Genomic DNA, 22,252 nt, shown 5'->3' with positions numbered 1-22,252 from the left:
AGCCCTGTTTACCTTTTAACAGACAGAGCACCCCTTGTGAGAAGCCCCAAAGATACATACATCCCTGAGATTACAAAAACGGCTCAACCGCGAAAAGAGCATAGATTCAGGGCTGGTGGGCTGGTTTTAAAAGGTCGTTGACGGTTTTAACCGGATTGAAAGTTTCCGCGGGCACCTCAATAAAAACGGTATTCCAGTACGCCATACCCCCATTCCAGAGCCCGGGAAGTTCCAGGGCCTTTAATTCCCTTCCCTCATAGGTCTTCGCTGTGATAAATCCCTGTTTGGAATTCACGAAGTTCATCAGGTCGAATTTCTGTCCAAAGGCGTCCCGGACTCCGCAAACCAAATCGACCGGGTTAAAGTGGGTGGCTTTTTCAAAAATTTGTTGTTGGTCTTCATCTGCGAGGTCCACCTGTGCTGATTCCACAATCTGCAGGGATTCATTGCCCATGGCATCTGTAATCCAAAATGGGCCCCCTCCCGGATCGCCGGCGTTGCGAACCATTCCGCAAACCCGTATCGGGCGATCGAGTTTATCCTGTAATACTGCGATTTGTTCTTCCAGGCTATAGCCGGGGAAAGCAGTGGGAAAACACACATTTAATTCCGCTTGCAGGAAGCTCTCAACCCGCTTCAGCAGATCGTGGTCTACGGTCCCGTCCACCAGCATTCTTGAAAAACTAAAGGCCTTTGCCTGGATTTTGAGCAGGTAGCCGGCGAGAATTTCCTTCCATGCAGCGATCTCATGCAGGGCATTTTCAGTCACAACATTGTCAATATTTTTAATAAACAGGAGATCTGCATCCTGTTCATTGAGGTTCTCCAGAAGTGCTCCATGCCCCCCGGGCCTGAAAAGCAACTGTCCCTCATCATTCCTGAATGGCTCATTATCAGGGGTAACCGCAAGGGTGTCCGTTGCTTCCTTCTGATAGGAGTACGTTATGTCAAAATCACATCCGGTTTCCCGGCGGATCGGATCGGCGACTTGTCTTTCAGTTTCCCTGAACAACTCGCGATGCTGGGGGGATATCGTGAAATGTAAATACGACAGATTACCTGACTGGGCATAGGCGGCTCCTTCTTTTAAATGTTCGGCAAAAGGGGTCGCGGTGCTATTGGCGTATCGATGAAAAGGGAGCAGCCCCTTTGGGTAAAACCCGTAATTCATCCCCTTCTCAGTAAGCATTTCCGATACAAAGGCCATAAATTTCTGTCCTTCTGTCATCCCATCCCCGGATATACGAGAAGAAATCTCTTCGTAAAAAGGAAAGCGTTCAAGTCCCTCGTAAAAAACCTTTACATCCTTCTGATCCGGACGGTTGATATACCCCTCAAAAGAGGTCTGGTCTGGATTAAACTCATTAATAAATGTAAAAAGCGCCTTAAACATCCGGGAAGCAGCTCCTGAGGCCGGAGTGAACTTAAGGGTTCGGATTTTACCCTTGTTTTGGTTGTAATGACTACGGAAACCCTCCTGTTCTTCTATGGTAAGCCTGACAATTCCATCTCCTGTAACCGCCGCCCTGGAAAGATGAATAAAGGGAATCCCCTCCTTAAAAGTCTCGATTTGTCGCATGGCTTTTCGGGGATCAATCCCCTTTTCCGATAACCGGATCTGATCTTCCTCTGAAAAAATACTCATCGACTCAAAAGTTTATCAATATGGTAAGCAGCCTCTTCTAAACGCTTTTCGTGAGAACCCTTTAAGATAATAAAACTACGGTTATAATATTCCAGAGCAGCTTTGAAAAGGGTAAACATTTCTTCCCGCTCTCCGGGTTTGTCGCGAAGATCATCCGCAACCCAGGGCACATCGGTACTTGTGAGCAAATAAAGATCATATGTGTTACTGAGGGCAAATTTTTCAATTTCCGGATCACAATATCCCTCGTAGTACACTTCGGAATACACTTTGGTCACCAAAAGATCCGTATCGCAAATCAGCAAGCGGTTTGCCTGCCTTGTCAATGTATTCTCCATTTGCATCTGCCCGGCAGCTATAGGGGGCAAGTCCTCGGGCTTGCATACCTCTCCCGTCCGATCCCACTTCTGCTGCAGGTACGCTCTGGCGTATTCCGGCACCCACTCCGTGTTGTAATGTGTTGCCAGAGCCCTGGCCAGGGTAGTCTTGCCGGTAGATTCTGGCCCATACAGGACAATTTTCAGGATGTCTGAAGGTTCTTGTCTAAACGCTTTTTCCATTCCCTGTAGCCTTGAATGGCCAAGATAGTAAATATGAAGTACTGCAAAGAAAGCATTCCCCACCCCCGGTAGGCATAAAGCGGGATAGTGATGAGATCTGCCAGAATCCAGAGCGTCCAGTTTTCCAACTTTTTGGTGGCCATGTACCACATGGCGGTAAAGAAAATTCCGGAAGTAAGGATGTCCACATAATTCGAGGTTTCAATGGCGACATCAAAGATGCGATAGATGAAATAATTCAATCCCGAGGCCCCTAAAAACAAAATAAAACCCAATGACTTCTCGGACCTGTTCGTTCTAGTTATGTGTACTACTGTTTCACCCTCTTTCCTCCTGGACCAGTTCCACCATCCATAGATGCTCATAAGGGAGTAATAGAGATTGATCATCATATCCCCGAGCAGCTTATCCTTAAAAAACAAATACATGGTGATCACTGTCGCCACCAGACCAGTGGGATAAACCAAAATGCTTTCGCGTTTTGCGAGGATAACACTCGCGATTCCGAATACAAAAGCAAGGGCCTCAAGAACGATAAAAAACCCGTCCCGTTCCCGATACGGATCGAAGAAAAAATCAAAAATGGGGCTCATAGTCACTTCGGTCGGTCTTGACCATTTTCAGATAGAAAACACCCTGTTCGACGCCTTCCAGGCTCGTGTACATCTCTTTGGTGAGGAGTTCCATCACCTTTGTATACGCTCCGTATACCTGCGTGCTCATCGGATTTTCAAGCACGGTCAGGCCTGAGGCCCTCAGGGCCTTGATCAAGCGAATAATCTGAGGTTCATAAGCGTCCTGAAGTGGACTAAAGGTCAATTCTACTGAAATTTCCATGGATGTAAATTAGGCTTCAAAGGTAGGGGTCCGGATTTAAATTTCAGCCTAGCCTCATTGCGATGTGATCATTAAGGGGTTCCCTCCCGCAGGGCAAAGGCCAGGGTAAACCCTTCAAACTCCATAAAGCGAATCTGAAAGCTGGCTTTTATTCCTTTGAAAAGGACACTGGCTGTAGTTTCTCCTGCTTTCATCTCAAAATCCGAGACGCGAATATGGTTTAAAAAACTGAGGCCGTGCATCCCCATTATTTTGTAAATGGATTCCTTGGCGCCCCAAACCATCGTAAGCTTTCGGATTATAGCTTCCTCATTGGCCATAGTCCTGTACTCTTTGACCGGGGTAAACCTGTGAGCAATACGCATGATCTTTTCGCGCTGTTTTTCAATATCAATCCCGACCTGGATATTCTTTGAGAGAATAATACCAGTGAATTCAAAGGAATGGGTAATGGAAACATGGGTGCCATCTTTCAGGTGCGGTTTGCCATTATCGTCGTAATACAAATCGGCATCGCAATACCCGGCCTGTGCCAATAGATGGCGGATGCTCAGAAATCCACGGCGGTGCAGTTCCGATTTCATTCCATCGTACCTGGACTGGCAATGAGGGGTAAGGACAATGTCTTTTGAGAGCCAGGATTCAGATTCTGTGATCTTCCACAGATATACCTGATAAGCTTCCTCGATCTTTATAGATTTATACAGCGGCATTGTTTTGCAATCTTATCCGTATCTTTGAACCCGTTTTACGGGATATTTTTTTTCTTAATTAACGACACAAAGTTTTTAGGAAAAACCCAGTTTTAAAGATCAATAAAAAAAATTGAAACATGAGTACCAAAGCTGTTGAATACGTACCCTACAAGGTAAAAGACCTTTCCCTGGCTGCCTGGGGACGCAAGGAAATCGAACTCGCGGAAGCAGAAATGCCCGGACTGATGGCGTTGAGAACCGAGTACGGTTCCCAAAAACCTTTAAAAGGAGCAAGGATTGCAGGATGCCTCCATATGACCATTCAAACCGCAGTGCTCATTGAGACCCTTGTGGAACTCGGGGCAGAAGTCACCTGGAGTTCATGTAATATATTCTCCACTCAGGATCACGCCGCGGCTGCTGTCGCTGCCGCCGGAATACCCGTTTATGCCTGGAAAGGTATGACTGAGGAAGAATTTGACTGGTGTATTGAACAGACGCTATTTTTCGGAGAAGATCGCAAACCGCTGAATATGATTCTCGATGACGGGGGAGATCTCACCAATATGGTACTGGACCGGTACCCCGAACTCACCGCTGAAATCAGAGGGATTTCTGAGGAAACGACTACCGGGGTTCTGAGGCTTTATGATCGTGTTAAAAATGGAACCCTGCCGGTTCCGGCCATTAACGTAAATGACTCGGTAACCAAATCCAAGTTCGACAACAAATACGGGTGCAGGGAAAGCGCCGTGGATGCTGTGCGCAGGGCTACCGACACGATGCTCGCGGGCAAAAGGGTTGTCGTAGCAGGATATGGCGATGTCGGGAAAGGAACAGCCGCCTCTTTCCGCGGAGCGGGCTCTATAGTAACCGTTACAGAAATCGACCCGATCTGTGCGCTTCAGGCATGTATGGATGGGTATGAGGTCAAAACACTTGAATCAGTTGTTGCCAATGCAGATGTGATCATCACAGCTACCGGGAACAAAGACATCATCAGGGAAGAACACTTCCGCGCCATGAAGGATAAGGCCATTGTTTGTAACATCGGCCATTTTGACAATGAAATCGACATGGCATGGCTCAATTCAGAGTTTGGAAAAACTCGGGACGAGATTAAACCACAGGTAGACAAATACACCCTCGATGGTAAGGACCTCATCATTCTTGCAGAAGGCCGGCTTGTGAATCTGGGATGCGCCACCGGACACCCCAGCTTTGTAATGAGTAACAGTTTTGCCAATCAGACCCTGGCTCAAATTGAGCTATGGAATCGGGCAGATGACTACGAAATCGACGTTTACACCCTTCCTAAACATCTGGACGAAAAAGTAGCAGAACTTCACCTCGAACGCCTTGGAGCCGAGTTGACCCGCCTCAACCCGGAACAGGCCAAGTATATCGGTGTGGATCTCAAAGGTCCTTTTAAACCAGATTACTACAGGTACTAAGACTTTACAGGACCATAGAAAAAGCCCCGGGTTTTGCAACCCGGGGCTTTTTTTGCCTGCTGACTTTCCGAAAAGGCTATTGTCAGATGCCATCCTTTCCGTTCTGCAGGAGCATCACTGAGCTGAAGAAAATCCCGGACCCGGGACACACAGCTTCGGCAGATACTGTCCATCCTACTAGAATCGGACATGCCTGTTTATAAAACAAAACCCGTTTCACCAGGAAGGTGAAACGGGTTATTAAGTGTAGGGTATCTCAGGGATCCTAGGCCTCAGCCACAGGCTCGATAGAAACAAAGGATTTTCCTCCTGACTTCTTACTGAAGCGGACAATCCCATCTACTTTTGCGTGCAGTGTATGGTCTTTACCTACATATACGTTGTCTCCGGGATTGTGTCTTGTCCCTCTTTGACGAACAATGATATTTCCAGCAATTGCAGACTGGCCTCCGAATATTTTAACGCCGAGGCGTTTCGATTCTGACTCCCGTCCGTTTTTGGAACTACCAACACCTTTCTTGTGTGCCATGATATAAACTATTTTCGGGAATACTCCCGGTTACTTTTTATTTTCCTGTCAATGCGCTCAGAAGTTCAGCTTTCTTCATGGAAGAATATCCGCTGATACCTTTATCCTTCGCAAGAGCTTTGAGTTCTGCCACTGTCTTTCCGCTAAAATCTTCGGTTGCAGCTGCGGCTGAAGGTTTGGTTTCTTTTGCGGCTGTTGCCTTCTGTGGTGCTTCTTTAGCTACAGGTGCTTCCTTCTTCGCTGGAGCTGCCTTTTTTGCCGGAGCTTCCTTGGTGGATGTTGCAGCCTTGGCGCCTTTGGCCTTGATTCCTTCTATCAACAGTTCCGTAAGATACTGCCGATGTCCGTTCTTGACCCGGTAACCCTTTCTCCTTTTTTTCTTGAAGACGATTACCTTGTCTCCCTTGAGATGCTTTAAAACCTTTGCCTCTACAGCAGCACCTTCTATAGCCGGGGCGCCTACAGTTACCGTTGAATCATCGTCAATCAGAAGAACGTTGTCGAAAGAAACTTTCTTTCCTTCCTCTTCCTTTAAACGATGTACGAAAACCTTCTGGTCTTTTGCAACCTTAAATTGCTGCCCTGCTATCTCTACAATTGCGTACATAGCGTTAAATTATAATAATGAACTTTTAATGCCTTTCCAACTCCAACGATTGGAATTTCGGTTAAGGCGGGTGCAAATATAGTGGTTAATCCTTAAATAGAAAGCGAATTCATTCAGATTTTTTTGGGGTATTGCTAACCTTAAACCATTGCATAAATGTAAGGGTCAGCGCAAGAGAGGTGGCCAGGCCCATAATGGCAACCGTGAAAAATACGATGGCTTCGAAGCTTTTAAAATCCTCAAAAAAAGTAGTGGAAAGATTTTGCAGGAAATCCGTATTTACTTCAGTGCTGTAGAAAGCAAAAAACAGCGTAAAAATCACAGTAGCTACAAAACCTACAATAATCCCGGCTTTAAAACCGGCACTGTAGGTGAAGCGTTCGCCCATCTCGAGCTTGTAATACTTGATCGCCTCGTAGATTCCAAAGCCTGTGATCACACCATTAAACAGGCTATAAAAAACGTTTGTGTGCAAATCAAAAAGAGACAGGACCAGGAAATATGCGATAAGGCTGCCGCTAGTTGCAAGGCCAAACCGAATAGGCAATGAAAATTGAAACATTTAATTTGAATATTGATTCTCCTATAAGATAAGAGTTACAGCCCAGATTTTATTCAAAAAGAGTGTTAAAGCCGCGATCATTTTCTATATGGACATTTAGTTTTGCCCTTTATCATTTGCGCATTTGTGACTATCTTGCCACTCCTTAATAAAAATTAGTTCAATGAGAAAATGGAAAATTATTCTGGCGACCTTCTTGATTGCAGGGGTCTCCAGCGCCCAGGAAGTCGACTATGAAGAGTACGACCTGGATAACGGCCTTCATGTAATCCTGCATCAGGACAATACGGCCCCCGTCGTAATTACTTCTATTATGTACCACGTGGGCGGGAAAGACCGGACAGAAGGGCTTACGGGTTTTGCCCACCTTTTTGAGCATTTGTTGTTTGACGGATCCGAAAACATCGCAACGGGGACCTGGGATGAAATTGTATCTTCCCATGGAGGGCAACTCAATGCCAATACTTCCCAGGACCGGACCTATTATTACGAACTCTTCCCATCCAACAACCTTGAACTTGGCCTTTGGATGGAATCTGAGCGCCTTCTGCACCCTATCATCAGCCAGGAAGCCCTAGATCGCGAAATCGAGGTCGTAAAAGAGGAACGTCGGTTGAGGTATGACAACAGGCCTTACGGACAATTATTGCCGGTACTCGGGGAGACGCTGTTCTCTAACCATCCGTACAAAGATCCCAATATCGGGTATATGCCCGACCTCGAGAGTGCAACACTCCAGGATGTCGTTGCCTATAACGAAAAGTATTACGTGCCCAACAATGCCGTTCTGATCGTGGCCGGGGATCTCGACATCTCCAAAACAAAGAAGCTGGTAGCTGACTATTTCGGGCCCATTCCGAAGGGAGCGGAGATTACCCGTAACAACCCGAAAGAAGCACCTATCACTCAGGAAATCCGCAAAAAGGCTTATGATCCGAACATTCAGATTCCCGCGGCCATGGTGGCTTATCGCACGCCCGGGTTTACGGAGCGGGATGCCCGAATCCTGGATATGATATCTACATACCTCAGCGATGGAAGAAGTTCCAAACTCTATAAAAAACTGGTTGATGACCAAAAGCAGGCTTTGCAGATCGGGGCGTTTAACATCGGCCAGGAGGATTATGGTATGTATCTGATTTTTGGCCTTCCGGTCGGAGAAACACCCCTTCAAACGCTGGTAACCGAGATAGAAGAAGAGGTCGAAGCACTTCGGATGGGACTAATCTCTGAAAAAGACTACCAGAAATTGCAAAATAAGTTTGAGAATGATTTTGTGAATTCAAATTCCACCATCGCGGGTATTGCGGGTTCCCTGGCTACAAATTATATGCTCTACGGAGATACTTCTCTAATCAACAGGGAAATTGAGATATTCCGGTCCATCACTCGGGAAGAAATCCGGGATGTGGCCATAAAATATTTAAAACCAACCCAGCGCGCGGTAATCGAATACCTGCCTGGAGATAAAATGGATAATTAAGATGATGAAAAAGCTCATATTTACCTTCATATTGACCTTAGGGGTCCTCGGGGCTCAGGCTCAGGTAGACCGCACTAAAATGCCGGAACCCGGCCCTGCTCCTAAAATTAAGTTAGAGAAAGCCGAACAGTTTAAATTGGGTAATGGATTGACTGTTCTGGTCGTTGAAAACCATAAACTCCCGCGGGTATCTATTCAACTCGATATCGACAATCCGCCTATCCTTGAAGGCGACAAAGCTGGAGTAGCCAGTCTTACCGGAAGTATGCTCGGCAAAGGATCCAAGAGTATTTCCATGGACGATTTCAACGAGGAAATCGACTTTATGGGTGCCAGTCTTCAAATTTATTCCCAAGGTGCTTTCGCCTCCGGCCTCAGCAAATACTTTCCCCGGATCATGGAGTTGATGGCAGATGCAGCCCTGAACCCCAACTTTACCCAGGAAGAGTTCGAAAAGGAGAAAGAAAAGTTGATAACCGGTCTGAAAACCTCAGAAAAAAGTGGTGCTGCCATTGCCGGCAGAGTGCGTCAGGCACTTGCCTATGGGAAGAACCATCCCTCAGGCGAATTCGTGACCGAAGAGTCTGTCAATTCAGTAACGCTTCCTGATGTCGAGCAATTTTACAAAGATTACTTTGTGCCGGCCAATGCCTACCTTGTCGTTGTTGGAGATACCGATAAAAAAGAAGTTGAGAAACTGGTTAAGGAGTATTTTACGCCCTGGATTAAGGCCACACCACCTTCAGTTCAATTCTCAGATCCCGCCGATGCACAGTATACTCAAATCAATTTTGTGGATGTTCCCAATGCGGTACAGTCTGAAATCTGGGTGGAAAATCTAGTAGATTTGAAAAAGAACGATCCCGATTATTTGTCGGCCTCTCTCGCGAATTTTATACTCGGCGGTGGCGGTTTTAGCGGGCGGTTGATGAAAAACCTCCGACAGGACAAAGGCTATACGTATTCAACGTTCTCCTCCCTGGGCAACAACAAATGGGGACCTGCCACATTTGCGGCCAATGCCGGAGTTCGCAACGCGGTAACAGATAGTGCAGTAGTCGCCATGCTTTACGAAATGAACCGAATGGTGGAGGAGCCTGTATCGGATAAGGATTTAGAAATCGCCAAGGCTGTTTTTGCGGGCAACTTTGTAATGCAACTGGAAAAACCTGCAACGGTAGCCAACTACGCAGTAGACATCCTCAAGCAGGATCTTCCAGAAGACTTTTATGAAACTTTCCTCGAAAAAGTTGACGCGATCACAAAAGAAGATGTCCAACGCGTTTCGAAAAAATACCTGAAACCCGAAAACGCCCGTATCGTGGTGGCCGGAAAAGGTAGCGAAGTCCTGGAAAATCTTGAAAAGGTGACCTTCAATGAGCGTCAGGTTCCCATCAAATACTACAACAAATACGCCACTCCAACGGACAAACCTGAAGTTTCAGCCACCCTTCCTGAAGGTGTTAATGTTCAATCTGTCGTTGATGCCTATTTTAAGGCTATCGGCGGAAGTGAAGCCGTTGACAAAATAACGTCACTCAAACTCATATACGAGGGTTCCGCAATGGGCGCTACAATAAGGTCTGAGGAATTGCGCACCGCAGACAGATATGCACAGACCACCTTTATGAACGACGCCCCAATGATGGGAATCATCGCCAAAGGAGATGAGTTGTTCATGAAACAGGGGGGAAACAAGGTGCCGCTACCCGAGGGCATGAAAAATGATATGAAGAAAAGTATGGGGATTTTTGCAGAACAGTCTTTTGCTTCAATTCCGGATGTAAAATTAGTTGGGATAGAATCGGTAGATGATAAAAAAGCCTATCGTATAGATGTGCCCGGGGAAACAGTCCAGGCCAGCTTTTTCTACGATGTGGAAACCGGTTTGAAAATCAAAGAGGCTACCGTCGTCAATATGAATGGGCAAACTCAGAACCAGGAATCCTTTATTAAGGATTATCAGGAAGTTGACGGGATCATGTTCCCTTCGATCAAAATTGGTTCTATGGGGCCCCAGCAAATTGAAACCAAGCTTCTGGAAGCCGTAATAAACTACGAGGTTCAGGAGTCCGACTTCAACTAAAACGCGGTTTATTCCGAATTAAAAGGCACCTTTAACGAGGTGCCTTTTTGCTTTTGTTTACCAGGTAAATTCCGAAAAGGATGAGGGTGGCTGCGCCCAATTGACCCAAACTAAAACGCTCTCCATCCAAAATCCCCCAAAGGACTCCAACGATCGGGATCAGATAGGTCACCGAGACCGAGAAAACAGGTGTGGAAATTTGAATGAGCCTGTTGAACATCACCTTGGCAATGGCCGTTCCAAAGACACAGAGTAACCCGATGTAGCCCAGAGAACTCAAAAAATAGGGCCCCTCCCGCACGGACTTTTCAAAAGCTCCCGAGAAAACTACAATCAATAGGGCGGGCAGGATCAAAAAGATGAAATTCCCGGTAGCTATTCCCATAGGGCTTACCCGCTGCAGTTTGCTCTTGATGACATTGGCATTTACGGCATAGCAAAAAGAGGCCAGGACAACGGCCATTGAATACCAGTAATTCTGATCCGGATTGACTGCACTGCCAAGATAAATAAGGAGGGCTGCCCCTGCGAGCCCCACCGTAACCCCCAATACCTGGTTCAGGGTAAAGGATATTCGAAATAGCCCGTAGCCGACGAACAAGGTGAATAACGGAACCAGGGAATTCAAAATGGAAACGACTCCACTGTCTATTTCTGTTTCGGCCCAGGCGAATAAAAACATGGGGATGAAGCTACCTGCCATTCCGCTAAGTGCAACCCATTTCCAATCCGCTTTGCGGATCGTTTTGAGTGAATTAAATCCGATCCCCAGTAGAATCAGACCCGCCATGAGAACCCGAACGCCCCATAACTGAAGGGCGGTAAATCCCTCAAGTCCTTTTTTGATCAGGATATAGGAACTCCCCCAGATGATTGCGAGTACCACGAGATAAATCCAGCGTTTTCTGGAATCGTTCATCTGAGATTTCATTTGGTCAAAGTTCTTACTTTTGTCACAATTAAAGCGCCGTATGAAAATCAGCTTTCTCTATTCCGCTATTGCCAGAAAAATCGTTTTGGGAATATCAGCCCTCCTGTGTCTGTTTTTAATGTTTTCCTGTGATCAGAAAAAAGAGGCGGATACCCGTATGGAGCACGTTGTTGCGGTCCACGATTCGGTTATGCCTAAAATGAGCCGCATTGGGGAATTAATTACCCGACTCAAACCCCTGGCGGATAGCACTGAAAATGGACAAACGTATCAGCGTGCAATGGAAGAACTTCAGGAGGCTAACAAGAGTATGATGCAATGGATGCAGGGTTTCGGAGATCGTTTTGATTATGCGGAAATCATGGAAGGAAAAGAACTCAGCCCTGAAAAATCGGTCTGGCTTGATGAAGAGCTCATAAAAGTCGAAGAGATGGCGGAAAAGGTAAATGGAAGCATCGACCGGGCAGAATTACTACTTGAAAAAGCCCCGCCACTGCAGTAAGCACTTAAATAAAGGGCAGATGTGCGAGATCTACATTGCCCCCTGAAATAATTAGGCCTGTTCGCTTTCCTTTAAAACGTTCCGGCGCTTTAAGTACAGCTGCCAGGGTTACTGCACTCGAAGGCTCGACAACTATCTTCATTCGCTCCCATATCAGATGCATCGCCCGAATGATTTCGGTTTCCTCTACCCGTATGATCGTTTGGACATGCTTTTGTATGACGGGAAAAGTATACGATCCCAATACGGTTTTAAGCCCATCTGCGATGGTATCCGTATTCGTATTTCCCATAATTTTTCCGGCCTTCAAGGACCTGTAGGCATCGTCCACAGCAAGAGGTTCAGCCCCTATGGGTACACTGCCCTTGCCAAAATATGAAGCAGCAAGCGCTGTCCCCCCAAGCAAGCCCCCACCTCCTACAGGGGCCACGATAAAATCCAGGGTGTCTGTGTCCTGAAGGAGTTCCAGGGCAGCCGTTCCCTGTCCGAGCATCACATCAGGATCGTTTGAAGGATGGATGAAAATCGCTCCGGTTTCTTTGCCAATCCGGGCTGCCTCTACTTCCCGTGCCTCCAATGTAGACTCACATTCATATACGATCCCTCCATATTGCTTTACCGCTTGCTTTTTTACCTCAGGTGCACTTTCAGGCATTACGATATAAGCCGGTATCTCAAGGGCCTGGGCTGCCAGGGAAAGGGCTTGTGCAAAATTTCCGGAGGAATGGGTCACGACCCCCGGTAGTGCTCCCTCTTCCTTTTTCCTGAGAACTGCATGGGTAGCTCCACGGATTTTATAGGATCCACCTCTTTGAAAATTCTCGCACTTAAAAAAAAGTGATGCCCCTGAAAGCTCATTTAACAACCGGGAAGTCAGTACCGGGGTCCTGTGGAGATACGGCTGGATTTTTCTATGACACTCTAGAAGGGCTTCCGGAGAATAGGCAATCATAATGGGCAATTTATGGGTTTGTCTGAGTCCATCGAATAGATTCGACAATGCGGCGTATATCGCGCTGGAGATAGATGGCTGCCGGCAAGATAGAGTCGTAATTCGGTTTGGCGTAAAAATAAAGGGACCCGGTTACAAAATGATTTGCACTGTCGGTAACGTAGAACTGAGACTGGGAAGCCGCATCGCCTTTTACCTCGTAGAACATTCCATAAACCCTGTCATCCCCATTAATAAATGGCTGTTCTAAAATGTTATCCGCCTTGACCACATGCTCATACGAGAGTTTCTGAGCGTCGGAAAGCAATTCCTTCAGGTTTCCCTCTACAGGCTTGTAGGATATGTAAATGGAGCCTTTCATCTCCTTGTAATCCAGAATCAAATTACATCCCTCCTGGATTTGGGGTTGTGACAACTGGTTGTAATCAAATTCAAAAGGACAGTCGGTTTGCATTTGTGCATACTCCTGCTGGGGGTACTCCAGACGCAACATAGCCCGCGGTTTGGGAATCGGATCATCCTTACACCCTATGGTTCCAAACAGGAGGAACGCGAGTAAACAATAAATGCTATTTTTCATGCGGAAGGGTTACTTTGATTTGCTTTAGGCGTTTCTTGTCTATACTTTCAACGGTAAACTGGAATCCCAGAAAGGGGATTTTTTCGCCTCGTTTCGGGAATCGACCAGATATCTCGAGAACAAAACCCGCTATGGTTTCAGATTCCCCTTTTTGCGCTTCAAATTCCGTATCATCTTCGATCTGGGCGGCCCGGTAAAAATCTTTTAAGTTGGTTTTTCCCTCAAAAACATAATTGTGTTCGTCGAGTTTGGAATATACCAGATCCTCATCGTCAAACTCATCGCTGATATCTCCGACGATTTCCTCAATTACGTCCTCAAGAGTTACAATCCCGGAAGTGCCTCCGAATTCGTCCACCACAACAGCCAGGTGGTTCTTCTTATTCTGGAATTCGAGAAGTAAATCATCGAGTTTCTTGTTCTCCGGCACGAAAAAGGGTTTTCGAATCAGAGAGGTCCAGTTAAATGTTTTCCTCTCAATATATGGGAGGAGGTCTTTTACATATAGTACGCCCAGGACATCATCGAGATTTTCTTCAAATACAGGGATGCGGGAATATCCGTTCTTTTGGATTTCCTGCAGTACTTCAGGGTATTTGAGGTCTGCTGCGAGGGCGAAAATATCAAGCCTTGGGCGCATCACCTGCTTTGTGTCCGTATTTCCAAAAGACACAATGCCCTCGAGTATTTTCTGTTCCTCCCTGGTGGTGTCGCCTTCAGATGTCAATTCCAGAGCCTGGGAAAGATGGTCAACACTGAGATTTGATTTTTCCTTTCCCAGTCGCTTGTACAATAGAATGGTCCCCTTCCGCATGGGTGCGGTCAGGGGTGTAAAAATCACGTCCATCCCGCGCACTATATAGGTCATCCTAAGGGCAAAAGCCATACGGTTCCTGTTGGCATAGATCTTTGGGAGAATCTCCCCAAATAGCAGAATAAGGAAAGTGGCGAGAACTACTTCGAGAACGAATCGGCCGGAAATAAATCCAAGATATACCTGGTCAATCCCTTCGAAGAGCGTATCCCCCATATCGTTGAGCAGCAAAACAATACCGATATTGATGGCGTTGTTGGCGATCAGAATCGTCGCCAGGAGTTTTTTGGGCTTCTCGAGGAGCTTGAGAATGATATCCCCTTTAGACGTAGGGGTATTCTTGAATTCATTCAGGTCTGTTTGGTTTAGCCCGAAAAAGGCCACCTCAGCACCGGAAATGAGTCCTGAGCAAATGAGCAGGACAATAAGGATGATAAAATTGATGAGCAGTCCGCCATTCAGGGCGATCCCGATCAATACAGCGCCTAGGGGGTCAGGGTCCAAGTGCTAGTTCTTTAGTTGCTTAAAATGGCAGGTCATCCGCTTCCGGACCTGCAGCCTGGGGGTTTTCTCCCTCCGACCGGCCTTCAGCCATAGGGGCGGAAGCTTGGGTTGGCTTCGCTGCTCCGGCAGAAGGATTCACATCTCCCTGTTTATTCGAAAGAAATGTAAAATCTGAAGCCTGAATTTCTGTCGAGTACCGCGTCGCGCCATCTTCACCCTGCCATTGGCGGGTTTTAATGCGTCCTTCCACATATATAAGGTCTCCCTTACTCAGGTATTTTTCGCAAATCTCCGCAGCTTTATTCCTTACAACGATATTGTGCCATTCTGTATTGGTCACCTTTTCGCCTGTCTGACGATTGGTATAGGATTCATTCGTAGCAATGGGAAAACGCCCAATACAGTTTCCTCCATCGAAATAATGGAGCTTTACCTCATCTCCTAAATGCCCAATCAGCATTACTTTATTAAGTGTTCCGCTCATAGCTTTAATATCTAATCAAAAGTACGAATTTTTAACTGTTTCCATAAAATTGGCTATTGGGATTGGGACCGGGTAGGACTGCATTTTGGTAATGGGCACACCTCCTCTTAATCCATGCCCCAGGTAGAGGATGCGAAACGTGACAAACAAATGTTGGTGGGATAACTTGTGGACCAGGGGAATTGGGTTGCACTTTACGAATTTCAGGGGTTCATTCAACTGGGTAAAAACCCCTTCCAGAATCTGAGCTTCGGCCTTCTCATCAGGTAATTCAAGCTCGGATTCCAGGAGGGGAAACTCGTACAATCCCCTCCAAATCCCCTTGTCTTTTCGTTTTATGAGCAGGGTCTGGAAATCCGGGTCAACAGGCATGAAGTAATTGAAATATCTTTTGCGAACCGCCTTTTTGGGTAGTTTGACAGGCAATTGCGAAACCTTTTTTTTCGCCAGGGCGACACAGCTGTCCGAAAGCGGGCAGGCCAGGCAGTCCGGATTCCTTGGGATGCACTGCAGCGCACCAAACTCCATCAGCGCCTGATTGTAATTTCCCGGGCTTTCCTTACTCATGACCTGACCGGCCAGATCCGCTATATAACGACTTCCCTCCCCACTATTCACGGGGAGTTCCACTCCGAAGTACCTGCTGAGCACACGGTATACATTGCCATCTACAACCGGAGTTAGGAGGTCAAAACAAATAGATCCAATGGCCGCAGCCGTGTAAGGGCCCACCCCCTTAAGGTCCATCAGTTCTTTATAGGTCGCGGGAAATGTACCTTGATAATCCGTCGCCACCCTCTGTGCCGTGGCGTGCAGATTTCGGGCCCTTGAGTAATATCCCAATCCCTGCCAGGTTTTGAGGACCTCTTCTTCTGAAGCCCTGGCGAGATCTGCTACTTCCGGGAAGCGCTCAATAAACCTTAAATAGTATGGTAATCCTTGGGCAACACGGGTTTGCTGCATAATAATTTCGGAGAGCCATACGTTGTAGGGGTCCCTGGTTTTTCTCCAGGGCAAGTCTCTCTTGTTTTGAGCATACCAACTTAAAATGCGATCTGAAAAGTCCATTTGTTGCTGAAGCGGCTGCAAAACTAACTGTATTTAAGCACTTAAAATGATTTTTCAGGATTAAAGATTCAATAATATTTATATATTTGCAACCCTGAAACCGACAGATAAATTAAAATGACGAAAGCGGATATCGTATCTAGGATCTCAGAAAAACTGGGAATGGAAAAAGGAGATGTACAAGCCACTGTTGAAAGCTTTATGGATGAAGTTAAGGCTTCTCTTGAAAACGGCGACAATGTATACCTAAGAGGGTTTGGTAGTTTTATTATCAAAACCAGAGCCGAAAAAACCGGTAGAAATATTTCCAAAAACACAACTATTAAAATACCTGCCCACAATATTCCAGCCTTTAAACCTGCGAAAGTGTTTATCGAAGGAGTAAAAAGCAACGTGCAGGTTAAATAAGAACTGTTAAAATTGAGCTATGCCGAGTGGTAAAAAGAGAAAAAGACATAAGGTAGCTACTCACAAGCGGAAAAAGCGCAGTAGAGCAAACCGACACAAGAAAAAGTAGTCTCAGAACTACTTTTTCCATTTAAATACGTTCATTGACATAGAATTTCCATAAAGGAAATTCGACGGGTTTACGATACAACCTGTAATAACTATTGTTTAATCAATTCACCTTAGTACAGGGTGAATCTAAATTTAATCAGGTGAATAGAGAATTAATCGTAAGATCCGATTCTAATTCCGTCGATTTTGCCTTGCTTAAGGATGGAAAGCTGATTGAACTTCACCGGGATGAAAACGAACACAATTTTAACGTGGGCGACGTCCTGCTGGCCAAAATTCGAAAGCCGGTTACCGGCCTGAATGCGGCCTTCGTGAATGTAGGGTACGAAAAAGATGCCTTTTTGCACTATCACGATCTGGGCCCTCAGCTCAATAGCATGTTGAAGTTTATAAAAGGAGTACGGTCCGGAAAAATAAAGGACTATGCCCTGAAAGACTTTCCATTTGAAAAAGAGATCGACAAAAATGGCAGCATTAAAGATGTTGTCAAGCCGAATCAGGCACTGCTTGTCCAAATCGTAAAGGAACCCATTTCTACTAAAGGCCCCCGCATTAGTTCAGAATTATCAATAGCTGGCAGGTTTTTAGTGATGGTCCCATTTTCGGACCGGGTTTCAGTTTCTCAGAAGATCAGCAGTTCGCAAGAAAAGGACCGGCTAAAAAGACTCGTTCAGAGCATTAAGCCCAAAGGATTTGGGGTTATCATCCGAACAGTTGCCGAAGGCAAGAAAGTAGCAGAATTAGATAAGGATCTCGAAAATCTGATGTCCAAGTGGACATCGATGTGTAAAAAATTACGTAATGCGAATACACCTTCCAAAGTGCTGGTGGAACTCAATCGTGCCTCCTCAATCCTGAGAGACGTCTTTAATGACACCTTTACCGGGATACATGTGGACGATGAAACGCTTTACAATCAGATTACGGATTACCTGCATGAGATCGCCCCTGAAAAAGAATCCATTGTTAAGTTATACGCCTCAAATGTTCCGATTTTCGAAAAATTCGGAATCGAACGTCAGATAAAGACTTCTTTTGGCCGAACGGCCTCTATGAGTAAAGGTGCCTATCTGATCATCGAACATACCGAAGCATTACACGTGATCGATGTGAACAGTGGGAATCGCTCTAACAAAGCGAAAAATCAGGAGGATACCGCGCTTGAGGTCAATATACTTGCGGCCTCAGAAATCGCCAGGCAATTACGTCTGAGAGATATGGGAGGTATTATTGTCGTGGATTTTATCGACATGGTGCGTCCGGAACATCGGAAAAAATTGTTTAACCACCTCCGGGACGAAATGAAAGATGACCGTGCAAAGCACAAGATTCTTCCTCCAAGTAAATTCGGGCTTGTCCAGATCACCAGACAACGGGTGCGACCTGAAGTCAACATCAAGACAACCGAAGCAAACCCAAGTGGTGAAGGACAAGAAGTTGAAGCTCCTATCGTGCTTATCGAAAAAATAAACGATACCCTGGAGCGGATCCTTAAATCAAATGGGAAGGACAAGCCAATTACGCTTAATGCCCACCCATTTATTGCCGCATATCTAACTAAGGGATTCCCTTCAATACGCTCCAAATGGTTTCTGGAGTATAAGAAGTGGGTCAAAGTAATGCCAAGGGATGCCTATACCTATCTGGAATACCGGTTTACCGACCGGGATGGCAACCTGATAACTACCTAAAAACAGCCTCCGTAAGGGGGCTTTTTTTTTGCCCATACCTCATTCATGCTGCGCTTCCCTTTATAGGTAATGTGTATTTTTACGCTATATTCAAAATTACTTGAACCCTTGAAGATGAATCGTTACTACCTGTATTTCCTTCTGGCCTGTGCAATACTTTCCTGTTCCCGGGAGGTCGAAAGCATGCCACTTTCTATTGGAGATGCCCTTAAAGACAGTCCCCATATCCAAGGTACTGACACCTATTTAAGCAGCCCCTATGTTACAGCTGGGGACCGTCTGTACATGGTGGGGCATCAGGACGGTAGTTTTCCCGAACTGGGTTGGCATATCAAAGGTGAAATGGGAGGAGTCTGGAACCATCCCATTAAACTGCTGGATGGTTTTGAGGCCACCCTTGTAAAGGATAATAATCGGATCCCGTTAGAAAAAGCAACGGCATTTTTCAACTATCCCATGGCAAATCTTCATAAATATATGCTGGAAGATATGCCTCTGGAGATCGACCGATGGCAGTTTGTCCCGGATGGCGAACAAGGAATCGTTGTTCAGTATGTATTTCGAAATACGAGTAACTCCAGTCTGTCATACCAATTTGAATTTACCGGATATTCCGATTTGCGGCCCACCTGGTTGGGAGAACGCAGCGGTATGGAAGACAATCCCGACATAGGCACTTTCGAAGCAGAGGCAGAAACGTGGATAATCAAGGACATCGAAAACCCCTGGTACGTTGTCTTCGGAGCAGATCTCCCTGTACGGTCCCACCGGGAAACCGAAGGGAAATACAAAGGGCTCGGAAAGGCCGCCATGCTTGAGTACAGATTGGAAATCCCGGCGGAAGAATCACAGACTGTCACTTTTGTTATTGCCGGATCCTATACTTCTGAAAGCGAGGCGCGCTCCACATATTCAAATCTGAAGCAAAACAAATCTTCCCTGCTACAGGAGAAGTCCAACCGATATAAGGATCTCGCTTCCCGATCAAAATTAACGACCCCTGATTCAACCCTGAATCAAACTTTTGAATGGTTAAAATACAATTGCGATTGGCTTGTTCGTGATGTTCCGGAAATCGGCAGGGGAATTACCGCAGGAATTCCCGACTATCCCTGGTGGTTCGGTGTAGATAGCGAATATGCCCTTCAGGGTTATATGGCTGTCGGACAGCGCGACATCGTACATGAGACCATCCGGTTAATCGACAGTGTTTCAGAAGCTATAAACGGAAATGGCAGGATAATTCACGAAATGTCGACCAATGGGGTTGTCTTCAATAAGGGTAACATCAATGAGACCCCCCAATTTGCAACCCTGATCTGGCGAATTTATCAATGGAATGGGGAGGACGATTTCCTAAGAAAATATTTTCCGACCGTTCGAAAAGGTTTAGAATGGCTGATGTCCGAAAACGATGGGAACCAAAATGGCTTTCCGGATGGCTTTGGCATGATGGAAATTCACGGACTGGACAGTGAAATGATAGACGTTGCCACATACACTCAGGCCGCTTTTTCAGACGCGAGTAAAATTGCCGCCGTATTAGGAGAAACCGCACTTTCCAATGCGTACAGGGAGACAGCTTCGGACCTCCGTGAAAAAATTAACAGTGCTTTCTGGTCAGATGAATTCCAATCCTATGCGGACTTCCTGGGAACTGACCAGCAGGCCCTGCATCTTATCGGGGATGCCATTATTCGTGCAGATACGCTGAACAAACCATGGGCCGTAACCGAGTTGGAGAAAACCCGGGATAATATCCTTAACACTCCTACCGACTACAACCTGAAGCCTTTTGTTTTACATCATAACTGGGTAGTTAACACCCCCATGGAGATGGGGATTGCCGAACCTGACAAAGCGAAATTGGCCCTTGAAACTGCCCGTAACTTTGTCAACCCTTACGGGATGTTTGTCACGGGCATTGACCGGGACGAATCTGCCGGCTCGGATGCGAGTTCTTTTGAAGGAAGTAAGGTGTTCTCCTATACGGGTGCAGTTATGACCCTTCCGACAGGGGTACAGGCCATCGCAGAAAACAATTATGGACGCCCGGAACAGGCGCTGGATTACCTCAAACGCATGACCCGAAGCTTTAGCTATGCCCTTCCCGGAAGCATGTATGAAGTCTCCCCGGACTATGGCATGATTGTTCAGGCCTGGAATATTTACAGCTTTGCCATACCCATTATAGGTCAGTTCTTCGGGATACAACCTATGGTCGCACAAAAGGAGATTACAGTGTCTCCCATGATGCCTCCTTCCTGGAATGAAGCACGACTTGAAAATGTGCTCGTGGCGGATAATGCCGTTTCGGTGTATTATCATATAGATGATTTGGGCCGAACGGTGTTGAAAGTAAGTCAGGAAAAAGAGGACTGGACCCTGAAATTAAAACTTGAAGGTGTTCGGAAATCCAATTTCGAAATCCTGGAAGGAAAGGTTCAGGAGGGTCCCGCGGATGCAGATGTACTTGAGCTAATCGGTCGCGGTGCGGTGATTGAAGTGCGTTATACAAAAGGATAAAATGGGAAGCTGGCAAAGCAAATCATACACCATGGTGGAAGCGCTTTCCCGAATGGAGCACTTCTGTGCGTATAGGGAACGCTGCCATAAAGAAGTAGTGGCTAAACTCAGGGAAATGCGAATGATCCCCGAGGTGATTGACACTATTGTTGTTCAATTGATCGAAGGTGATTTTTTGAACGAATCCCGTTTTGCAACGGCCTTTGTACAGGGTAAATTCCGACAGAAAGGCTGGGGCCATCTCCGTCTTAAAAGGGAATTAAAACAACGTGAAATCTCCGACTATCTCATTCAAAGTGCCCTTGCTTCGATTGACCAGGATGCGTATCGTGAACTTTTTGAAACTATGGCTGAAAAACGGTGGGTGGCGCTGGAGCGCGAATCTCACCTGCTGAAAAAGAAAAAGAAGTTTGTCGATTATTTCATTTATCGGGGGTGGGAATCCGATCTGATTTATGAAAGGTTGCAAATCCTCTCTGAAACGCCCGGGTAATAAATCCATCCCGCTAACTCAAAAGCTCTTTGTTTCCTAATTCTGAGGATTTTTCCTAATTTTGAACTTCAAAATTGAGTGCTATGAAACCCAAGGTAACTACAGATTTTCAGCATGGACAAGCGCGTATCTTCAAGAATCCTTTTCTTGAAAGCTTAACAAAGACAAATCCGCTTCAGAATATTATAGTTTATGGCTCTCTGATTATTGGCCTTATAGCCCTGGCCATTGTTAAAATTGGCCTCGACCCATTGGCAGTGTTAGGTTTGTTTGCCTTCGGATTGTTTTTCTGGACCTTTGCGGAATACATGTTACACCGCTATCTATTTCACTGGGTTACCGAAGCAAAATGGTCACAGCGGTTTCATTTTATCATGCATGGCTCTCATCACAAATTCCCGCGAGATAAGGAGCGATTACTGATGCCCCCGGTCCCAGGGATCATCATGGCTTCTATTCTTTTCGGGATCTTTTATGTTGTGTTTTTGATTCTGGGCGCCCCTAAGCTCACTTTTGGATTTTTTCCTGGATTCTTTACAGGGTATTTGCTCTATTCTTTTGTGCATCGCGCGACACATGTGATGCGGCCTCCAAAAAGGTTTAAGAGCCTTTGGATGCATCATAGCCTGCACCACTACAGATATCCGGACAAAGCATTCGGGGTTTCCAACACATTGTGGGATCGTGTTTTTGGTACAATGCCCCCAAAAGGAACGGAGGGCTGATAACC

23 protein-coding genes are annotated in these 22,252 nt (G+C 46.1%); 9 read left to right on the top strand and 14 right to left on the bottom strand.

What is annotated here, in order from left to right:
• Positions 1-106: 106 nt before the first annotated feature.
• From QU605_RS07695 to QU605_RS07675, 5 genes are all read right to left on the bottom strand, one after another.
• Positions 107-1,645, bottom strand: coding sequence for a DUF4301 family protein (locus QU605_RS07695; RefSeq protein WP_289724704.1), 1,539 nt, complete (start codon positions 1,643-1,645; stop codon positions 107-109).
• Entirely contained in the window at positions 1,642-2,205 is a 564-nt protein-coding gene (locus tag QU605_RS07690; protein ID WP_289724703.1) for an AAA family ATPase, read from the bottom strand. Before QU605_RS07690 ends, QU605_RS07695 begins: the two co-directional genes overlap by 4 nt.
• Complete coding sequence (gene pnuC / locus QU605_RS07685) at positions 2,166-2,798, bottom strand: nicotinamide riboside transporter PnuC (RefSeq protein WP_289724702.1); 633 nt, start codon at positions 2,796-2,798, stop codon at positions 2,166-2,168. The genes QU605_RS07690 and pnuC overlap by 40 nt, the downstream gene beginning before the upstream one ends.
• Complete coding sequence (locus QU605_RS07680; RefSeq protein ID WP_289724701.1) at positions 2,782-3,042, bottom strand: YkoF family thiamine-binding protein; 261 nt, start codon at positions 3,040-3,042, stop codon at positions 2,782-2,784. Before QU605_RS07680 ends, pnuC begins: the two co-directional genes overlap by 17 nt.
• A gap of 71 nt (positions 3,043-3,113) precedes the next feature.
• Complete coding sequence (locus QU605_RS07675; protein ID WP_289724700.1) at positions 3,114-3,755, bottom strand: 4'-phosphopantetheinyl transferase family protein; 642 nt, start codon at positions 3,753-3,755, stop codon at positions 3,114-3,116.
• Between the two features lie 119 nt (positions 3,756-3,874).
• Here QU605_RS07675 and ahcY point away from each other — a divergent pair, with 119 nt between their 5' ends.
• Positions 3,875-5,191, top strand: a complete 1,317-nt coding sequence (gene ahcY / locus QU605_RS07670) for an adenosylhomocysteinase (protein WP_289724699.1) — start codon at positions 3,875-3,877, stop codon at positions 5,189-5,191.
• A gap of 265 nt (positions 5,192-5,456) precedes the next feature.
• On the opposite strand, the gene rpmA is transcribed toward ahcY, so the two are convergent.
• The 3 genes from rpmA to QU605_RS07655 all read right to left on the bottom strand — a co-directional run bounded on the left by rpmA (position 5,457) and on the right by QU605_RS07655 (position 6,889).
• Positions 5,457-5,720, bottom strand: coding sequence for a 50S ribosomal protein L27 (rpmA, locus tag QU605_RS07665; protein WP_289724698.1), 264 nt, complete (start codon positions 5,718-5,720; stop codon positions 5,457-5,459).
• A gap of 37 nt (positions 5,721-5,757) precedes the next feature.
• Complete coding sequence (rplU, locus tag QU605_RS07660) at positions 5,758-6,327, bottom strand: 50S ribosomal protein L21 (protein ID WP_289724697.1); 570 nt, start codon at positions 6,325-6,327, stop codon at positions 5,758-5,760.
• 109 nt (positions 6,328-6,436) lie between these two features.
• Positions 6,437-6,889 carry a DUF4199 domain-containing protein gene (locus QU605_RS07655; protein WP_289724696.1) on the bottom strand — a complete coding sequence of 151 codons (453 nt, stop codon included), beginning with the start codon at positions 6,887-6,889 and terminating at the stop codon, positions 6,437-6,439.
• Positions 6,890-7,052: 163 nt separating this feature from the next.
• Between QU605_RS07655 and QU605_RS07650 the strand changes: the two genes are divergently transcribed.
• Positions 7,053-8,372 (top strand): M16 family metallopeptidase, encoded by a 1,320-nt coding sequence (locus QU605_RS07650; RefSeq protein ID WP_289724695.1) that lies wholly within the window; start codon positions 7,053-7,055, stop codon positions 8,370-8,372.
• A 1-nt stretch (position 8,373) separates the two neighbouring features.
• Positions 8,374-10,458, top strand: a complete 2,085-nt coding sequence (locus tag QU605_RS07645; RefSeq protein WP_289724694.1) for a M16 family metallopeptidase — start codon at positions 8,374-8,376, stop codon at positions 10,456-10,458.
• Positions 10,459-10,489: 31 nt separating this feature from the next.
• On the opposite strand, the gene QU605_RS07640 is transcribed toward QU605_RS07645, so the two are convergent.
• Complete coding sequence (locus QU605_RS07640) at positions 10,490-11,377, bottom strand: DMT family transporter (RefSeq protein WP_289724693.1); 888 nt, start codon at positions 11,375-11,377, stop codon at positions 10,490-10,492.
• A 52-nt stretch (positions 11,378-11,429) separates the two neighbouring features.
• Between QU605_RS07640 and QU605_RS07635 the strand changes: the two genes are divergently transcribed.
• Positions 11,430-11,891: a hypothetical protein gene (locus tag QU605_RS07635; protein WP_289724692.1), complete on the top strand. Its 462-nt coding sequence runs from the start codon at positions 11,430-11,432 to the stop codon at positions 11,889-11,891.
• Positions 11,892-11,895: 4 nt separating this feature from the next.
• Here QU605_RS07635 and QU605_RS07630 read toward each other — a convergent pair whose 3' ends face one another.
• Genes QU605_RS07630 through mutY form a run of 5 tightly spaced genes read right to left on the bottom strand, consistent with a single transcriptional unit; the run spans position 11,896 to position 16,293 of the window.
• Complete coding sequence (locus QU605_RS07630; RefSeq protein ID WP_289724691.1) at positions 11,896-12,843, bottom strand: pyridoxal-phosphate dependent enzyme; 948 nt, start codon at positions 12,841-12,843, stop codon at positions 11,896-11,898.
• Positions 12,844-12,853: 10 nt separating this feature from the next.
• Positions 12,854-13,423, bottom strand: a complete 570-nt coding sequence (gldD, locus tag QU605_RS07625; RefSeq protein WP_289724690.1) for a gliding motility lipoprotein GldD — start codon at positions 13,421-13,423, stop codon at positions 12,854-12,856.
• Positions 13,413-14,741: a gliding motility-associated protein GldE gene (locus tag QU605_RS07620; protein WP_289724689.1), complete on the bottom strand. Its 1,329-nt coding sequence runs from the start codon at positions 14,739-14,741 to the stop codon at positions 13,413-13,415. Before QU605_RS07620 ends, gldD begins: the two co-directional genes overlap by 11 nt.
• A 19-nt stretch (positions 14,742-14,760) precedes the next feature.
• Complete coding sequence (locus tag QU605_RS07615; RefSeq protein ID WP_289724688.1) at positions 14,761-15,225, bottom strand: single-stranded DNA-binding protein; 465 nt, start codon at positions 15,223-15,225, stop codon at positions 14,761-14,763.
• A gap of 15 nt (positions 15,226-15,240) precedes the next feature.
• Complete coding sequence (gene mutY, locus QU605_RS07610; RefSeq protein ID WP_289724963.1) at positions 15,241-16,293, bottom strand: A/G-specific adenine glycosylase; 1,053 nt, start codon at positions 16,291-16,293, stop codon at positions 15,241-15,243.
• Between the two features lie 117 nt (positions 16,294-16,410).
• Here mutY and QU605_RS07605 point away from each other — a divergent pair, with 117 nt between their 5' ends.
• From QU605_RS07605 to QU605_RS07585, 5 genes are all read left to right on the top strand, one after another.
• Entirely contained in the window at positions 16,411-16,701 is a 291-nt protein-coding gene (locus QU605_RS07605; protein ID WP_289724687.1) for an HU family DNA-binding protein, read from the top strand.
• Between the two features lie 251 nt (positions 16,702-16,952).
• A complete protein-coding gene (locus QU605_RS07600; protein WP_289724686.1) occupies positions 16,953-18,503 on the top strand; it encodes a ribonuclease E/G in 1,551 nt (516 codons plus the stop codon).
• Positions 18,504-18,617: 114 nt separating this feature from the next.
• Positions 18,618-21,029 (top strand): alpha-L-rhamnosidase-related protein, encoded by a 2,412-nt coding sequence (locus QU605_RS07595; protein ID WP_289724685.1) that lies wholly within the window; start codon positions 18,618-18,620, stop codon positions 21,027-21,029.
• 1 nt (position 21,030) lies between these two features.
• The gene (locus QU605_RS07590) at positions 21,031-21,522 is read left to right on the top strand and encodes a regulatory protein RecX (protein ID WP_289724684.1); all 492 of its coding nucleotides are present in this window, start codon (positions 21,031-21,033) and stop codon (positions 21,520-21,522) included.
• Between the two features lie 83 nt (positions 21,523-21,605).
• A complete protein-coding gene (locus tag QU605_RS07585; RefSeq protein ID WP_289724683.1) occupies positions 21,606-22,247 on the top strand; it encodes a sterol desaturase family protein in 642 nt (213 codons plus the stop codon).
• Positions 22,248-22,252: the final 5 nt, after the last annotated feature.

This window comes from Robiginitalea aurantiaca (assembly GCF_030380815.1).
Classification (GTDB): domain Bacteria; phylum Bacteroidota; class Bacteroidia; order Flavobacteriales; family Flavobacteriaceae; genus Robiginitalea; species Robiginitalea aurantiaca.
Note: the sequence above shows the minus strand (reverse complement) of the source record. Positions and strands in the feature narration are given on the sequence as shown.

Excerpts from the sequence above, each read along its gene's own strand:
- QU605_RS07695 (WP_289724704.1), bottom strand. The coding sequence starts at position 1,645 with ATGAGTATTTTTTCAGAGGAAGATCAGATCCGGTTATCGGAAAAGGGG.
- QU605_RS07690 (WP_289724703.1), bottom strand. The coding sequence starts at position 2,205 with ATGGAAAAAGCGTTTAGACAAGAACCTTCAGACATCCTGAAAATTGTC.
- pnuC (WP_289724702.1), bottom strand. The coding sequence starts at position 2,798 with ATGAGCCCCATTTTTGATTTTTTCTTCGATCCGTATCGGGAACGGGAC.
- QU605_RS07680 (WP_289724701.1), bottom strand. The coding sequence starts at position 3,042 with ATGGAAATTTCAGTAGAATTGACCTTTAGTCCACTTCAGGACGCTTAT.
- QU605_RS07675 (WP_289724700.1), bottom strand. The coding sequence starts at position 3,755 with ATGCCGCTGTATAAATCTATAAAGATCGAGGAAGCTTATCAGGTATAT.
- ahcY (WP_289724699.1), top strand. The coding sequence starts at position 3,875 with ATGAGTACCAAAGCTGTTGAATACGTACCCTACAAGGTAAAAGACCTT.
- rpmA (WP_289724698.1), bottom strand. The coding sequence starts at position 5,720 with ATGGCACACAAGAAAGGTGTTGGTAGTTCCAAAAACGGACGGGAGTCA.
- rplU (WP_289724697.1), bottom strand. The coding sequence starts at position 6,327 with ATGTACGCAATTGTAGAGATAGCAGGGCAGCAATTTAAGGTTGCAAAA.
- QU605_RS07655 (WP_289724696.1), bottom strand. The coding sequence starts at position 6,889 with ATGTTTCAATTTTCATTGCCTATTCGGTTTGGCCTTGCAACTAGCGGC.
- QU605_RS07650 (WP_289724695.1), top strand. The coding sequence starts at position 7,053 with ATGAGAAAATGGAAAATTATTCTGGCGACCTTCTTGATTGCAGGGGTC.
- QU605_RS07645 (WP_289724694.1), top strand. The coding sequence starts at position 8,374 with ATGATGAAAAAGCTCATATTTACCTTCATATTGACCTTAGGGGTCCTC.
- QU605_RS07640 (WP_289724693.1), bottom strand. The coding sequence starts at position 11,377 with ATGAACGATTCCAGAAAACGCTGGATTTATCTCGTGGTACTCGCAATC.
- QU605_RS07635 (WP_289724692.1), top strand. The coding sequence starts at position 11,430 with ATGAAAATCAGCTTTCTCTATTCCGCTATTGCCAGAAAAATCGTTTTG.
- QU605_RS07630 (WP_289724691.1), bottom strand. The coding sequence starts at position 12,843 with ATGATTGCCTATTCTCCGGAAGCCCTTCTAGAGTGTCATAGAAAAATC.
- gldD (WP_289724690.1), bottom strand. The coding sequence starts at position 13,423 with ATGAAAAATAGCATTTATTGTTTACTCGCGTTCCTCCTGTTTGGAACC.
- QU605_RS07615 (WP_289724688.1), bottom strand. The coding sequence starts at position 15,225 with ATGAGCGGAACACTTAATAAAGTAATGCTGATTGGGCATTTAGGAGAT.
- mutY (WP_289724963.1), bottom strand. The coding sequence starts at position 16,293 with ATGGACTTTTCAGATCGCATTTTAAGTTGGTATGCTCAAAACAAGAGA.
- QU605_RS07605 (WP_289724687.1), top strand. The coding sequence starts at position 16,411 with ATGACGAAAGCGGATATCGTATCTAGGATCTCAGAAAAACTGGGAATG.
- QU605_RS07595 (WP_289724685.1), top strand. The coding sequence starts at position 18,618 with ATGAATCGTTACTACCTGTATTTCCTTCTGGCCTGTGCAATACTTTCC.
- QU605_RS07590 (WP_289724684.1), top strand. The coding sequence starts at position 21,031 with ATGGGAAGCTGGCAAAGCAAATCATACACCATGGTGGAAGCGCTTTCC.
- QU605_RS07585 (WP_289724683.1), top strand. The coding sequence starts at position 21,606 with ATGAAACCCAAGGTAACTACAGATTTTCAGCATGGACAAGCGCGTATC.